Here is a 15696-nt window from a genome sequence, read left to right on the forward strand (position 1 = left end):
TCGCGGGAATTGCGCCTCGGATGAGATATACTTCATGGATCGTGGCCGACACTTGGCAATACAATCCGCTCTCGGTCAGCGCGTTCGCTCTTGGCCAAGGTCCCTTTCGCGTGCGTGGCCTCGCCTACACCACCACGCTCGCGTACATCGAAAAGAAGCTTCCCGGCGGCCGCCCGGCAGTGTGGGCCAAGCTCGCGGGCGATCCTTTCGCGCCGTTCTTCGAGCAAATTTTCCTGCTGGGAAGTGACTACGACATCTCGCCCTACGTCCGTCTCGCTGAGATCGTCTCGCGGATCGAAGGCATCCCGATCGGTCGCTTCATCGAAGAGCGCGCGCGTTGGTCGGCGCGGGCCACGACCCAGAGGCTATGGCGGCATCTCCTGCACGCACGGGCGCCCGAGCCCATGGCCGAACGCCTGCACCTCGCGTTCAACCGCTACTTCCAGCCGTGCGTCTCGAAGACCACCTTGGTGCCGCCCGCACGTCTCGAGGGGGAGCTCTCCAAGCTGCCCAGACCGATGAACGGCCTTTTCGTTCGCGCCACCGCGGGCTTCGTGTCGGGCGCCATGGAAATCGTCGGCGCGCGCTCGGTGAAGGTCGACTTCGATGCGCCGCGGCCCGACGGACAGCTCTCCGGGATTCCGCTCGAGCGTGTACGATTCGTCGCCACGTGGAAATGACGAAATCCGGATTTGCCAAAGTCGTGGGGGCCGGCGTCGCCGGAACCACCATCGAGTTCTACGACTTCTTCGTCTATGGCTCGGCGGCGGCCATCGTCTTCAACAAGGTATTCTTTCCCAACACCGAGCCGCTGGTGGGCGCGTTGTTGGCGTTGACCACGTACGCAATGGGCTTTCTCGCGCGTCCGGTTGGCGGCGTCATTTTCGGCCACTTCGGCGATCGCTTTGGGCGGCGTCGCACCCTCATGGTGAGCTTGATCCTCATGGGCGCGGCCACCGTGGCTATAGGCCTGGTGCCGAGTTACGCGACCATCGGCATGGCCGCGCCCATTTTGCTGACGGTGTTGCGCCTCGTGCAGGGCCTCGCCCTCGGCGGCGAGTGGGGCGGTGCCGTGTTCCTCATTGCCGAACACGGACACGATAGGCATCGCGGCTTTTGGAGCAGCTGGCCGCAAACGGGCGGCCCGTTGGGCAATCTGGTGGCCACCGGCGTGTTGTCGCTCATGAGCAGCACGGTCACCGACGCGCAATTCCTCGAATGGGGTTGGCGCGTTCCCTTTCTCGCGTCCGCGCTGTTGGTCCTCGTGGGCCTTTGGCTGCGGCACGCCGTGGAAGAATCCCCCATTTTCGTCGAGCTCCAGAGCAAGGCCAAAGACACCAAAAAGGAGCACGCGCCGTTGCGCACCGTGCTCGCCCGCCACAAGCGCGCCGTGCTCCTTGCGGCCATGGCCGCCGTGGGCGAGAAGGCGAGCTACTACACCTTCAGCATCTTCCTTCTCACGTACTTGACCGAGGTGCTTCACCGCCCGAAGCAAATCGGACTCACCGCCGTGCTCATCGCCTCGGCTTTCCAGGCTGCGGGCATGTTGCTCGGCGGTTGGGCGAGCGACGTTCTGGGGCGTCGCCGTATCAATATCCTCCTGGTGGTGCTGCTCGCCGCGTGGGCGTGGATCGGACTGCCCCGTGTCGACGAGGGCACCTTCGGCGCGGTGCTCACCGTGGTTCTCGTCGGACTTGTCCTTCACGGCCTTTTGACCGGTGCCCAGTCGGCCTTTTTCGCGGAGCTGTTCCCCAGCCACGTGCGCTACACCGGAGCCTCGCTCGGCTACCAATTGGCATCGGTGGTCGGAGGCTCGGTGGTGCCGCTGCTCGGCGTGGCGTTGCTACGGCGCTACCATTCGACGGCGCCCATTGCGTCGCTGCTCCTGGGCACACTCGTCTCGACATTTCTCGCCTTCGTATTGGCAGGCGAGACACGCAAGTACGATTTGCGAACGATTGCTGACTGAGTCCCTCACGCTCCCACGTACGACCCAGATCAGTACCTGCTGTCGCCGTCAAAAAAATCAACGGGCGTCGCTTTTCTGACAAGGAGTCAACAGCGAGGGCCATTGGGATGATGAGGCAACACCGCGAGCGCGGAGATCCGCATCGCGCCGACAATTACTACACAATGGAGGCCTGCCATGAGGAAACTGGCGAGGACATGGGGCATGGTTGCGTTGATTCTCGGGACGACCCTGGCGACGGGCTGCTCGTCTGGGGATTCCGAGAACACCGGGAAAGACGACTCGGCTCTTTCCACGGTATCGGGACACGTCACGGCACAGGGCTCGGGGAGCGTGGGTGCGGGGTTGGCAGGGCAGGGCACACTCGGGGTTACGAAGTCGGTTCGAGCGTCCGCGTTCGCCGATGGCAAATTCTCCGTCGTGGCCAATGCGTCGTTGGACGCCAATGGTTCCTATTCGCTCAGCGTACCGGCCAATTTGAAGGCCGATATCGTGCTCGTCGAAGCACTCGATGCTTCGGGTAACGTCGTGGGCTCCTCGATCCTCGAGGCCACGTCGCATGTCGTCGGCGGGGCGGTCGTCGCGGCCCCCATTTCGACCGAAAGCTCGATCGAGGCCAAGGCGCTGGCCGATCTCGCGCTCTCCGGATCCATTTCCGCCGAGGCGAGCGTCTCGATTGCCGCCGAATTGCACGGCTTCGTCGACGCCAGCGTGGAGGCGCAGATCTCGGCGGCGGCCAGCGCGGGCATCGGCGTGGACGCGCTGATTCATTCCGTGGCCAAGGCCGCCCTCATTGCCCATGCGGCCCACGCGCGCGCGCTGGCGAACGCCCACGCGAGCGTCGACGCGCATGCGGTGGTGCAAGCTCAGATCGATGCGGCGGCCACCTTGAGCAAGTCGCTCGACGCCACCATCGGTCTCGATGCGCAAGGCGCGGCGACCGCATCGCTCCAAGCCAACATCGGTTTCAGCGCCAGCGTCGACGCCGCGATCAGTGGCTCGGTGGCCGCGGACGTGCACGCGAACGCCAAGGCGGCCGCGGCACTCGCCTTCAACGCCGCGTTCTCCGCATCGCTCGATGCCAGCATCGACGCACACGTCGACGTGAAGGTCGAGGCGAAGAAGAGCATCTTCCTCTCCGTTCAGAAGTCGGCCAAGCTCGAGGCGGATGCGACGGTTCGCACCATTCTGGATGCCCTTGCGGCCAAGAAGGCGCCGGCCGTCTCCGTCGCGGTGGTCGAAAGCGCCGCCCTCAAGCTGCAAACGGACATCAACGTGGCCGTCGACGCACAGGCCATCGTCAAGGCGCGCGCGGACTTCCTGGCGAAGATCAACGCGAATTGCAACTTGGGCTTCCTCGGGTTCGCTCTGGATCTCGCGTTGAGCATCCAGGCGAGCTTCGAAGCGGCCATCGGCTTCTGCCTGCAGGTCCAAGCGGGTGTGGACATCGATCTCAACGCCTCGCTCGAGGTGGTGAAGAGCATCAGCGTCGACCTCGACAAGGGCAAAGTGGATATCGACGCGCGACTCAATGCCGCGTTCGATGGTGTCATTTCGGGCTATCTGAAGGTGAGCAACTCTTGCCCAAATAGCGGCGGCGGAGGCAAATTTACGCCAGTTCCGCGCAATCCCGTGCACTTCATGCCGTGGAATCCCGCTCCCTCTGGCAACGTGCAAAATTAGCAAAACAACGTTCGGTGGGCGCGCGCCATAACGCTCGCGCGCCCGCCGAAGTCTCTCGATATTCGGGAAGCACCCTCTACACTGGCGGGCATGAGATACCTTGCTTTGGCAATACTCGTGCCCTTTGGTGTTTTTGCATTTGCCGCATGCGGTGACGACAGCCACCAGCCGCCCGCCAATCCTCCCCCGGGCGATGCCGGCCCGGCCGATCCTGGTCAGGCGGCGCGCGCAGCCGTTCTCCTGGGTAGCTGCGTTCCCGACGATGGTGTTCATCGTTACCTAAGCGATATTTACTACGCCCACATCGAGGATCCGTTCGGGCGCACCCTATTCAAAGACAACGTTGCGTGCCTGGCCACGAAAAACAATGGCTGTCAGGCGGTGTCCGAATGCACGGGGATCGTGATCGACATCGCCAACGACTGTCAGCCGGGCTGCGACGGCCAGCGAGCCACCAATTGCGACGACCAGCTCCGCGTTCGGGTTGATTGTGCACGGTATGGCATGGAGTGCCGCTTCCAGGATCGAGCCGCGGCATGCGCCCTTCCGGGCGCCAAGTCATGCTCCGAGTTGGACGGCGGGGAGAACCCGGCGTGTGTCGACGGCCGACCGCGCGACTGCGACTCGTACGTCGAGGAGTTCGGTCCGAAGTGTGCCGATTTCGCTCTTACCTGTTCGAACCGGCGGTGTGCCGGCACGGAGGGAGCCTGTGAGTACGGATTTTTGAGCGACCCGCAGCGGTTCGAATACACCGAAGGGGTCGAGTGCACGAATGGGATGCTGAAGACGTGTGTCAACGGTGGCCTGGCGACCATCGCCTGTTCGTCGCTCTCGCCGGACTTCACCTGCCAACAGCGGGTCCTCGACGGCGGCAAGACGATCGCCTATTGCGGTCTCGGTGCCGCGTGCGATGCACCTCGTCGCCAGAATCTCACGTGCGAAGGCGACAGCGTCGTAGTCTGCAATGCAGGACGCATCGACAAGGTCGACTGCAAGTCGCTCGGCTTTACGGGATGCGATGCTCGCTTGGGCGGCTGCGTGCCGAACCTGGAATAGCCGTAATCGCTACATCCGATCGGGCACCGAAATACCGAGTAGCCCGAGCCCCAGGGACAAGGTGCGCGCGGTCAGCTCCGCCAAGGCGAGGCGTGACGCGCGCATCGCGCCCTCGCTGGATAGGATGGGGCACTTCTCGTAAAACGACGTGAACGACGTGGCGAGGTCGTACAGGTAGCTCGTGAGCCGATGCGGTTCCAAGGTCGTTTCCACCGCATCGACGGCGGCGCCGAGGCCCAGGAGGTTCAGCACCAAGGTGCGCTCGGCGCGTGCCGCATCGTCGTCGGTGGCCGGCAGCTCCACGGGGCCGAGCTCCACGGCGGCATCCAGCTTGCGAAACACCGAGCGGATGCGCGCATGTGCATATTGCAAATACCCACACGTGTTCCCATCGAAGGAAACCATGCGGTTCACATCGAAGACGTAATCCTTCACCCGGTCGTTGGAGAGGTCGGCGTATTTGAGCGACCCCACGCCGACCATGCGCGCGACCTTGGTGCGCGTCTCCGCGTCGAGGTCCGGTGCCTTCGTTTCGAGCACGGCCTCCGCGCGAGCCACGGCCTCGGAAATGAGGTCCACCAGCCGGACCGAGTCCCCCTCACGGGTGCGCAACATGCGCCGATCGGCCCCAAGCACGGAGCCAAACGCCACGTGCTCCGCGCGCGCCGGCGGCTTCAACCAGCCGATCTCTCGCGCGGCGGTGAACACCATGCTGAAGTGCTGCGTCTGCGGTGCCCCCACGACGTAGAGAAGCCGCGTGGCCTCGACGTCGAAAAGCCGATAGCGGATCGCCGCCAGGTCCGTCGTCGCATAGCCGTAGCCGCCGTCCGATTTGCGGACGATGAGGGGGAGAGGCTCCTTGTCTTTGTTGGTGAACCCCGTGGGAAAGACGCACAGCGCGCCGTTGTCCTCGCGCGCGTACCCGCGCTCTTGCAGCTCGGCGACCAGGGGCGTGAGGCGATCGTTGTAAAAGCTCTCCCCCGCGACATCGCGGTCCTGCAGGGTGATGTCCAAAGCGGTGTAAATCGTCTCGAAATACCGCTTCGAAATATCGACCAGGGCGCGCCAGCGTTCGAGCGTTTCCGCGTCGCCCGCTTGCAGTGCCACCACGCGTCGCCGTGAGCGCTCGGCAAAGGCGGGGTCGTCATCGAACTTGCGCCGCGCCTCCTTGTAGAAGGCGGTCAGGTCCGATACTTCGTAATCGCTGGACGATTGCTGCCGCCGATCGAGCAGGTGCTCGATGAGCATGCCGAACGGCGTTCCCCAGTCGCCTACATGGTTCTGCCGGATGACCGTGTGTCCGCGAAACTCGAGCAGCCGCGCCAGCGCGTCGCCGAGCACCGTGCTGCGCAGATGGCCCACGTGCATCTCCTTGGCGACGTTGGGCGCCGAGTAATCGATGGTGATCCGCTCCGGCGCGGGAGCGGGCACCACCCCGAGGCGCGGGTCGCGCAGGCGCTCGGTCGCCGCCTTCACCAGCCAGGACGAGGCGAACGTGACGTTGATGAAGCCGGGGCCGGCAACCTCGACCCGCTCGATCAGATCGTTGGGCGGTAGGGCGGCGACGAGGCTCTCGGCCACCGCGCGCGGCGCCTTGCGCGCACGCTTGGCCAGGCCCAGCGCGAGATCGGCCTGGGCATCCGCGTGTTGGCCGCGGCGCACCTGCGGATCCACATCGGCATACTCGGGCCCCAGGGCGGCCACCGCGGCATCGCGAACCAAGCTTTTCAGGATTTCCAACGGGTCGTGCATCGTCCGCGTTGGTATATCGCGATTGCCGCACCGCGGCCGGCCGATTCGTAGCGGCCTCCACCATGTGCGATAAGGTGGCTTGTTGCTCGGGCAACAAAGAGGGATCGCGATCCTCGGGATCGTCCCTGATCCGAAGGATCGCGATCGCTATTCCGCTATGTCACCGGTTTCCTAGAACCCCGTCAAGGTGAATGTGGCGGATCGCGGTGCTTCGTCCTGGATGTAGGACGCGAAGTCGACCACGTCGTCGAAGGGGAAGCCGTACGCTTTTCCGTTGGACGTGTTGGCGTGGAGGACCTTCGAATAGTGATTGGTCACCGCCTGCTGGTAAAACGTGGACGCGCTGGTGGTGGGCTGACTGGGGTAGTCCCGCAAAGTCGACCGGTTGAATGCTGCCCCCAATACGGCAGCGACGGCGCCACTGGGCTGGCCGCCGGCGTCCAATGCGCCGTTGCAGAAGAAGATGTCGCGGGTCGAAGGTTTGGCAAAGGTGCGCACGCCGCCATCGAAGACGAGCGAACCGCCGCTCACGCGGCCGGTGTAGGTCGTGGTGTTGATTTTGACCGATAGGTTCGTCCCGGCGTACTTGTTCCACACGTCGTTGACGTACCCATCGAAATACGTCGACGAGAAGATTCCCGCATTGATGCCGTGCCCCGGTGCAATGACACGCAGCTTGTCGCCGACGACCAGCCGGGAGAACGCCGATTGTGCTGCGATGCCCGAAAAGATGCGATCACGCCCGCCAGGGACGACGCTCCCCGTATTTTGGCTGCGCGCACCGTCGAGCTGGATCGACAGTGGAATGCTGAATTGATCCACCATCGTGGTGTTGCAGTACATGCCGCCGGTGGTGAAATTGAACTCGAGAAAGTCGTGCAAAATGTTGTAATTCGGGTCGCCTGACACCCAACCCGCGGGATACTGCAGGCCCGGACGACCGTCGCCGGCGACGACCACGCGGAACTTCAGCTTTTGGCCGATGGCGAAGTAAATGCGACCGGCCATGTTGGGCAAGGTCAGCGGTGTGCTGCCGGAACTTCGCAGCGGTATCGCATAATCGGTATACCCATCGGGGCCATTGTCGGAGAGCGCAATGGGCGTCGCGACGCCGTTGCCTCGTGAATAAAGCTGTCGGCCAGTTCCTGCCTCGGTGCCTACGATGTAAACCCATATCGCGTCGTTGGCATACCGCCCGGTGCTATTGACGATGGAAATCGGAAGCGTGGTGGCCGCCCGCGCTTGGCGAGAGAAAGAAAGCGACGTGCACGCGAAGGCGGCCGACAGCCCGCCGAGAAATGACCTTCGATTCATCATGAGGGAATCCTCCTCGGCCGCGCAGGTCTGCAAGAGGCGAGCCGCAAGAGACAATCCTTCGCGTGTCCCGAAATGGCTTCACTTCAGCTCATGCAACAACTCGCTCAAATGCTCCTGCCACACGGAGGCAAGCAGCTGCGTCATATGCCCGCGCGTGCGCTCGCTCGCGGGAACGATGACGAAGCGCGCGCCCGGCACACGCGGAACGAGCCGCGCGAGATTTCCCAGCGATACCGCATTGAGCTCATCATCGGCGAAATTGATGGCCAGCACCTTCGTCTTGATCTTCGTGAGGTCCGGCTCCGGATCGTAATCGCGCGAAGCATCCAGCGCATAGACGACGTTGTTCGCATCGAGCGGCGCACTGCGATCGCCGAACCCATTTTCGGGATGAATGAACGACGTGGCCTTCTCGATGCTCGGGATGGTCTGCTGAAGGTGCGCGGGATTGTCCGTCATCATGTAAAAGAGCGGCATCATTGCGAGAAAGGCTTTCGGCTGCGCGGTGTACTCGCCTTGGTCGTACTTCGGGTCGCCCTTGGTGGCCTCGACGATCATGCGTCGCCAGAGCAGGTTCCGCCCGAGGATGCGCGTCGGCTCGCAAGCAATGGGCACCGCCGCATCCATCATGTCCGGATACTTCTCGGCCCAGAGCCACGTGTGCATGCCGCCCATCGACGTGCCGAGCAGCAAGCGCAGACGGGCAATGCCCAGCTTTTCGGTCACCAGGCGGTGCTGAAGCTCGACGATATCGGCATAGGCATAATGCGGAAAGCGGCCATGAAGGCTTTCACTCGGCTTGGACGATTGGCCGGCGCCGACGTTGTCCGGCATGATGACGTAGTACTTCGACGTATCGAGCGGCTGCCCCGCTCCGAACAAGACGCTGCGGAACGACTCGGTGAGAAATTGCCGCCCGCGCCCCGTGGTGCCATGAAGCAGCAACACGGCATTGTCGACGGCCCCATTGGTGCCTTTATGAGGCTTTCCCAATGTGGTGTAGTGCAGTCGCAACTCGGGAATCGCTTCGCCGCTTGCGAAGCGAACATCGCGAATCGTGAAGTCGCCTTCTTCCTGGCCCGGTACGAGGGGCGCGGCCGAGGCGACCGTGCTCGACACCTCGGCCGGTGGCCTAGCGGCGCACGCGGTGAGGGCCATCGTCACGATGGATTGCCCCACGAGAATTACTCCGCCAAGGCGTGAGAGCGAGCGTCGGTCGTGGTGCGGCATGGGATTCCCTCCGTCCTATGCCGCAGGAGGGTACCATCAGGGGCGGGAGCGGCGTTGAAATTGCCAGAGGCCTCGTCTGACGCAGAAATAAGGTTCGCCCCGAGGTCAAACCTCGTGATGCTTTCGGCGGTGCAGACGTACGCGAAGATCGCGCGGGTTCATGGTGACACGCAGCACCTCATGGACACGGCGCGCGCTACCGACCCGCTCGATATCGAAGTTGCGGAAGATCATGGCGAGTGCCACGCGTAGTTCGAGCATCGCAAGGGTCCGACCCGGGCACATTCTCGGGCCGGAACCAAATGGCATGAACGCCGTCGGCTCGTGTGCGTCGCCCACGGCTTGCGGTGTGAGCCATCGCTCGGGTCGGAAGGCCTCGGGATCGGAAAAGTGCGCCGCTTCCCGCGCGGCTGGGCGCAAGAGAAGCCACACGGGCGTGCCCTTGGGTAACGCGAAATCACCGAGCACGACATCGGCGTTGGTCTCATTGAAGGTCATGGGGATTGCAGGGCGCAGCCGCATGACCTCGTTCGCCACCGCCGTCACGTACCCGAGCTTTCCGGCCGTCTCGATGTCCTCGGGCATGCTCGCGGCTCCGAGCGCTACGCCGAGCTCCTCCCGCAGTGCGCGAGCCACGCCTGGGCGGTCGCAGATCTCGTGAATGGCCCACGCGAGCGTGTTCGCGGTCGTATCCTGTCCCCCGGCCAAGATCTGGATGGCGTTGCCCACCACGACTTCGTTGGGAAACGGCTGCCCGGACTCGTCACGCGCGCAGATCATGGCTTCGAGGAAGTTTCTCGGCTGCTCGGCGCGCTCGGGCTCGGCCGCGACCTGCGTGCGCGCGGCGTCGACGAGGCCGGAGATCCACGGGAGTATCTGACCGACGATGCGGTCCAAGTGACGATCGGCGGGAAGTCGCACGAACCGCCAGTAAGGAAACGGCGCCATGAGCCGGCGGTTGACCGCCTCGAAGACGTCGTCGAACTGTTTCGGCGTGATCCCCTCCTGACGATCGCCGTCCGAGAACGGATTCATGTCGTAGCCAAATGCGAGCTGCGTCATCACGTCGACGAGGAAGCGCTGCAGATCGTGGGTGAGATCCACCTCGCGCCCGGTGTCCGCGGCCCGCTGCCAATGTTGGTGCAGGCGCTCCACGACGCGCTTGAGGGTCGGGTAGAATCCGCGCAGGTTGCGATGGGAGAGCGTTTCCATGGTGAGCCGCCGAAGCGATCGCCAAGTCGCCCCTTCGGCCGAAAGGACACCCGGTGCGCCGATTTCTTCGAAGATGGGCGCAAAGGCGCTCAGGCGGCGATAATTCTCGGGTCGTTCGCGCATGACTTTGTGCGCGAGTGCCGGTTCGGAGACCACCACGACGTCCCGTGGTCCGAGGCGGAACTTGAATATCGATCCATGGGTCGCCTCCCAGCCCTCGACGATGCGATGCATTTGCGCCGGATCGAGTGACAAAAGGTTTCCAATGAGCGGCAGTGTCGGGGGACCAGGCAGCGAAGCGACGGATTGCGTACCGCTTCGGACCGCGGTGGCAGGTGTGCGAAGCGGCCGGAGGTCGGCATAAACAATCCCCGCGCGCACCTCCACCGGGCAGGCCCGGAGGCATTCGCGGCCACCAATGCGCTTGCCGGAATCGACGTCGAATCGCCAGCGATGATTGCGGCACACGAGCTCGTTCCCGTGCCTCTCGCCTTCGCCGAGAAGCGTTCCCTGATGGGGACAACGACCCTCGAAGACCTTCAATCCGGTCGATGTCCGAAGTGCCACCAAGTCGATCCCGTCGGCCGAGAGCGCGACGGGTTCTTGCCCGCGCACCTCCTCCTCGCGCGCAATGCGCGTCGAGATCGCGGAGGGACGTAAGTTGGCATCGGAACGTTCTTCGCTCGACATGGCCATGGTCGTAACCTAAATCGATGGTGAGGAGAGGATATGAACATCGAAAGCGCGCGTGCGTTCTATCAAGAGTATCTCGATACGGTCTATCAGCAGCGCCGGCTGGGAGAGCTCGATAGATTCTTTTCCGAAGATCTCGTGGTTCACCCGCCTTTTCCGGGCGAGCTCAATCTGTCTGGCGTGAAAACGGCGGCAAAAATGCTGCTGGATACGCTTTCCGACTGCCACATCGTCCCATCGACGTTCGTCTACGCCGACGGCATTCTGGCCTCGCGCATCGTCTGTACGGGCACCCATACGGGGTCCTACATGGGGATCCCGCCGACGGGGCAGAAATTGCAAATCATCGCGCATCCGCACTACCGACTTCAAAATGGCAAATTCGTCGAAATGTGGGATTGCACGGACATGGTGGATCTTGGAATGCAAATCGCAAAAGCGCACTTCCCCCGGGCGACGTTCGCGTTGAAACGGCTGCGCGATGGATGGACACGGTTACGCGCCTGAACGCCCGTCGACCGGCGTCGGGGGGCGCCGGAGGTCGATCTCATCCATGCGCAAAGGACGCCCCATAGGCTTTGATCTTGTCCAATAGCGCGTGGAGTGCTTTGGCGTGGTTGGTGAGCTCCGAGATCTGATCGCGCGCCGTATCGAGCAGCGCGATCAAGCGTGCCCGCACGGCGTCGCTGCCCACGCGTAGGACCGCATTGGGACGTCCCAACGCTTCGTCGCGGCCAATCGGCTTTCCCAGGCCACGCTCGTTGGCGTGGACATCGGAAAGATCGTCGGCGAGCTGAAAGGCCATTCCCATCGACAGACCAACTTCTCCCCAAGATGTCGGATCGGCCGCCCCCGCAATCCGCGCCCCCGCCTCCGCGGCCAGGCGAAACAGTGCGGCGGTCTTCATCGCATGATAGCGATCGAGCTCTGCGACGGATTCGCCATCGGTCATGGCTGCATTTTCCAAGCTCTGTCCACCGATGATGCCCTCCATGGATCCGGTTGCCTTGGCGAGCCAAGCAATGAGTTCGAGCGCCTGCGGCGCACGACTCGGAGGTGCCCCCGCGAGAATCTGGAAGGCCTGGATCAATAGGGCATCTCCCGCCAAAATGGCGGTAGATTCACCGAACGCCATGTGGACCGTGGGCTGTCCACGTCGCAAGGGGGAATCGTCGAAACTCGGCAGATCGTCATGCACGAGGGAGGCGCAATGAATCAATTCGATCGCGCATCCGGCAAGCAACGCCACCTCGATTTGATCGGAATCCCAGTTGTCCGGTGTGCACGCGCTCGCCACGAGAAGGAGCAGACGTGGCCGCAGTCGCTTGCCACCGGAGAAGATGGCGTGCCGCATCGCGCGATGTAGTTCCTGCGGCGCCGTATCTGCGTTGGGAAGCAGCGAATCGAGCCTTTGTTCGAGAAGCTCGAAGAGCGCGCCCAACGCCGGCGCGTCGGCACCGTGCGCGACATCCCGCAAAGGTGCGATCGGCATCGGCGCGGCGCACGAGATCCGTTGAAGGCATGGATCTTCCGCCGGCATGGTCTTCCGGACGGGCAATTCAGCACAAGGAGGCGCTGCTCGTTGCATGGTCACGATATCTCCGCGCCCCCCGGCTCGAACTCTCTTAACGCAGATCCGAGCTCGGTCAACTCACTGGTAGGCGTTTTGTCGTTCTAGTGCGAAATAAGTCAGGGCGATTCGTGATGAGGGGCAGATAATTGATTACGGGTCTCGTTACGACATCGAACAGGCAGTCCGAAATGGGATATGCGATCGGTGATTTTGCGTCCGAAATGTAACGAAGGCGCCTCGTATTAATTCGTATTGATTTTTGAACGATGCAGTGTCACGTTCGCTAAAATATCGGAAGGGTCCGCGCGAAATGCTGATCGCCAAGTTGAATGCATACTCTCGGCTATTGAAATTGAATGTGCCGGAGCTGTCGCTATACCCATTGACGACGTTCGGGCTCGCCTCCGCCCACATCGCCCAGCCTCGCTATTGGGTGGTGATGCTATCCTTCCTACTCTTCAGCCTTTGCTGCGGAACGCTGACCATCGTCTTGGACGACGTCATGGGCTTCATCGACGGCGTCGATCAACTCGCCGTACTCGGAGAAAAGCGAAATATCGCGAAGCCCCTACTGACGGGCGAGCTCACCCTCTCGGAGGCAAAAGGCGCCGCCGTCGCCATCTGCGTCGTCGCCCTGTCGCTCATCGTCTTCTGGGTGTGGATTGCACGCCTCTCCCCAGGGACCATCGCCGCGCTTCTCTGCGCCATGGCGGTGGTCACGCAATATTCCTTCGGTCTCAAACTGAGTTACCACGGGCTTGGTGAGGTGGTCATCATCATCGGCGCGGCCATGGCCACCGCATTGCCGTATTTGATCCTCACGGGCGAGCTAACCCCTGTCGTCTTGTGGACCGCCGCCATGAACGGCATTCCCTACGCCGCGCAAATCGTCATCTCCAACGTGATCGACGCGAAATCCGACGCCGCATCGGGCCGCCGCACCTTGACGGTCCTCGTCGGCGAACGCCGCGCCCCCTTTATCTCGGTGGTCCTGCTCTCCGTCTTCTGGCTCCTCTTCGTTGTCGGCATGGCACGCGGCATCCTTCCCCGCGTCGCGCTCCTTTACCTCGTTCTACTTCCGAATCACGTGCGCTTCTTGGCGCGCGCCTTCGCCGGCGAGAGCGCCAGCGCCCGCCTCCTGTCCTTCCGCACGATCCGATTGCAACTCGGCGTCATCGCCGTGACCCATCTCCTCGCCAACCACGTTGGCGCGCTGGGCTGAACACGGAGCAACCGCCCGAAACCTCATTCGCGGCGTCGCGAAAAATCCGATGGTGTCGCGCCTTGCGTACGCGTGCGGTGGCGCCCCACGGCCTTCTCACGTAGATCCCATCGCATGAACCACAATCCGTACGAGGTACCTCGTTCCCTTTCGGAACGTGGCGCGGAGGGCGATTCGGCGGATCTCTTCGTGCAGACGTTGCCACCGCCGCTGCTCAAGCTGGCGGGGCTCGCGTCGCTGTTGGGAGGGCTGGTGAATCTGTTTCTGGTGATGCAGTTCTTCGTGGCCATGTCCGCGTGGAATGCACGCCCGGGAGCATGGCTGTCCGCGATTCTCGGGTTGCTGTCCCTGATGGGGGTTCTCTATCTGGCGGTGGCGTGGGGGATCGTCAAAGGGAAACTTTCGCTCGTGATCGTGGGCTTGGTGGTGGCGTTCTTTAGCCTGGTGGGGTCGGTCGCCTCGCTTTTGTTCGTCATTTCGTTGGCGGGGCTGGGAGCGATTGGACTCAGCGTGGTCAATGTGGTCCTTTTGCTCCTGAACATGCCCAACGTACAGCGAATCTCCAGAGCGTACCGCGCCCTGCGCACCCAGGCAGATCCCTCATGAAATGGTGGCTTGGTTCCATGCTCTGCCTATCGGCCTGCGGGGCCCGACCCGTCGAGACCGCGCACCAGCCATCGAATGAACGAGGGTGGATGCTCGACGCACAAGCCGGTACCGTCGCATATGGCGAAAAACGCTATGCCGATTGCGTGGTCTCGTACCTGCGCGCGAGCGAGCATTCATCCGGGCGTGCCCAGGCCGATGCCTTCGCGTCCGCGGGAGATTGTGAATTGAAATCGAGCCACCGCAAGGAGGCGGTCGCTCTCTTTCGAAAAGCGCTCGAAGCGAGCAATTCGTACTGCGATGACACCATCGAAAATGCCAACAACCAGCGCGAGCTAGCGGACGACCCACAATGGGCCGCGCTCGTCACGGCCTTCAAGCCGGCCTGCGCGGCGTACCTGGACTCGATCAACAAGGAGCTGCGCGACATCTACCGTGCCGACCAAGAGGACCGAATCCCGGGGCCGGACAAGATCGATTGGCGCGTGGTCAACCCGCGCGACGCCGCCCGGCGCGAACGCGTGAGGCAACTCGAATCCTCCGGGCAACTCCGCACCGCCGACGACTATTACCATGCGGCCATGGTCTTCCAGCACGGCATCGATGAATCGAGCCACGCCACGGCATTCCAACTCGCCGGCCGCGCTGTCGAACTGGATCCGAATTTCGTCAAAGCCCGGTGGCTCGTCGCCGCGTCCCGCGACCGCTACTACATGTCGCGGCTCGAACCGCAACTTTATGGAACGCAGTTCAAGAGCATCAACGGAATTTGGATCTTGTGGCCCGTCGATCACCACGTGACCGACCGCGAGCGCGCTACCTGGTGTGTCCCACCCCTCAAGAGCGCCAAGCAACACGCCACCGAGATGAATGCCAAATCCCCATGATGGCTCCCGGCAAGGGGGTGGATTGGTCGAGCCCACCGCTTTTCAACTTTCGAGCAACCCGGGTGCGGTTGGTGGAGGTGCTGGGAGAGCCCGATGGGGTCGACCTCGACTCGAATGGCCTCGGCTCGTTCGATGCGTGGGTCGTACGGGCTGCATGCGGGCTCGAAATCGTGGTTTGGCGATTTCATCTCCGGCCAGACGGTACGGGGGCGGTGGCCGCCGACCACGAGCTCACGAACGGGGAAGTGCACGCAAACGCGCGCGATCTCGAGCACATTCGCTTTCATTTGCCGTTCGAGATCGAACACTTCTCCGAGTGCGCGCCCGGTCGAATGATCGAGGCGCCCCGCGCGTGGCGCCTCGTTCGGCAAGATGATCACGGGCTTCGCTACGTCATTGCCACGTTCACCTCCGGTTGCGAGGCGGAGGCGGCGTTGAGGACGTTCGAGGGACGCTCGCACAAGCAGACGTACTCGATCGAGGCTCGTTAGCCAGT

General features: G+C 63.0%; 14 protein-coding genes. 9 read left to right on the forward strand and 5 right to left on the reverse strand.

Annotated features, from left to right (window positions below; genetic code table 11):
* Window positions 1–41 precede the first annotated feature (41 nt).
* The 4 genes from LVJ94_01645 to LVJ94_01660 all read left to right on the forward strand — a co-directional run bounded on the left by LVJ94_01645 (window position 42) and on the right by LVJ94_01660 (window position 4708).
* Window positions 42–680, forward strand: coding sequence for a hypothetical protein (locus LVJ94_01645; GenBank protein WXB05967.1), 639 nt, complete (start codon window positions 42–44; stop codon window positions 678–680).
* Window positions 677–1969, forward strand: coding sequence for an MHS family MFS transporter (locus LVJ94_01650; protein ID WXB05968.1), 1293 nt, complete (start codon window positions 677–679; stop codon window positions 1967–1969). Before LVJ94_01645 ends, LVJ94_01650 begins: the two co-directional genes overlap by 4 nt.
* Before the next feature lie 177 nt (window positions 1970–2146).
* Entirely contained in the window at window positions 2147–3652 is a 1506-nt protein-coding gene (locus LVJ94_01655; GenBank protein WXB05969.1) for a hypothetical protein, read from the forward strand.
* Window positions 3653–3742: 90 nt separating this feature from the next.
* On the forward strand, window positions 3743–4708 hold the full coding sequence (locus tag LVJ94_01660) for a hypothetical protein (GenBank protein ID WXB05970.1): 966 nt from the start codon (window positions 3743–3745) through the stop codon (window positions 4706–4708).
* Window positions 4709–4717: 9 nt separating this feature from the next.
* On the opposite strand, the gene argS is transcribed toward LVJ94_01660, so the two are convergent.
* From argS to LVJ94_01680, 4 genes are all read right to left on the reverse strand, one after another.
* A complete protein-coding gene (gene argS / locus LVJ94_01665) occupies window positions 4718–6460 on the reverse strand; it encodes an arginine--tRNA ligase (GenBank protein WXB05971.1) in 1743 nt (580 codons plus the stop codon).
* Between the two features lie 171 nt (window positions 6461–6631).
* On the reverse strand, window positions 6632–7777 hold the full coding sequence (locus LVJ94_01670; protein WXB05972.1) for a beta-1,3-glucanase family protein: 1146 nt from the start codon (window positions 7775–7777) through the stop codon (window positions 6632–6634).
* Window positions 7778–7855: 78 nt separating this feature from the next.
* A complete protein-coding gene (locus LVJ94_01675; GenBank protein WXB05973.1) occupies window positions 7856–9007 on the reverse strand; it encodes an alpha/beta fold hydrolase in 1152 nt (383 codons plus the stop codon).
* Between the two features lie 105 nt (window positions 9008–9112).
* Window positions 9113–10915: a cytochrome P450 gene (locus LVJ94_01680; GenBank protein ID WXB05974.1), complete on the reverse strand. Its 1803-nt coding sequence runs from the start codon at window positions 10913–10915 to the stop codon at window positions 9113–9115.
* Between the two features lie 33 nt (window positions 10916–10948).
* Here LVJ94_01680 and LVJ94_01685 point away from each other — a divergent pair, with 33 nt between their 5' ends.
* Window positions 10949–11419, forward strand: a complete 471-nt coding sequence (locus LVJ94_01685; protein ID WXB05975.1) for an ester cyclase — start codon at window positions 10949–10951, stop codon at window positions 11417–11419.
* A gap of 40 nt (window positions 11420–11459) precedes the next feature.
* Here LVJ94_01685 and LVJ94_01690 read toward each other — a convergent pair whose 3' ends face one another.
* Entirely contained in the window at window positions 11460–12404 is a 945-nt protein-coding gene (locus LVJ94_01690) for a polyprenyl synthetase family protein (protein ID WXB05976.1), read from the reverse strand.
* 427 nt (window positions 12405–12831) lie between these two features.
* Here LVJ94_01690 and LVJ94_01695 point away from each other — a divergent pair, with 427 nt between their 5' ends.
* From LVJ94_01695 to LVJ94_01710, 4 genes are all read left to right on the forward strand, one after another.
* Window positions 12832–13707 carry a prenyltransferase gene (locus tag LVJ94_01695; protein WXB05977.1) on the forward strand — a complete coding sequence of 292 codons (876 nt, stop codon included), beginning with the start codon at window positions 12832–12834 and terminating at the stop codon, window positions 13705–13707.
* Window positions 13708–13821: 114 nt separating this feature from the next.
* Entirely contained in the window at window positions 13822–14313 is a 492-nt protein-coding gene (locus tag LVJ94_01700; GenBank protein ID WXB05978.1) for a hypothetical protein, read from the forward strand.
* An 89-nt stretch (window positions 14314–14402) separates the two neighbouring features.
* A complete protein-coding gene (locus LVJ94_01705; protein ID WXB05979.1) occupies window positions 14403–15200 on the forward strand; it encodes a hypothetical protein in 798 nt (265 codons plus the stop codon).
* The gene (locus LVJ94_01710) at window positions 15197–15691 is read left to right on the forward strand and encodes a hypothetical protein (GenBank protein WXB05980.1); all 495 of its coding nucleotides are present in this window, start codon (window positions 15197–15199) and stop codon (window positions 15689–15691) included. The genes LVJ94_01705 and LVJ94_01710 overlap by 4 nt, the downstream gene beginning before the upstream one ends.
* Window positions 15692–15696 lie beyond the last annotated feature (5 nt).

Source organism: Sorangiineae bacterium MSr11367 (assembly GCA_037157805.1).
Taxonomy (GTDB): domain Bacteria; phylum Myxococcota_A; class Polyangia; order Polyangiales; family Polyangiaceae; genus Pendulispora; species Pendulispora rubella.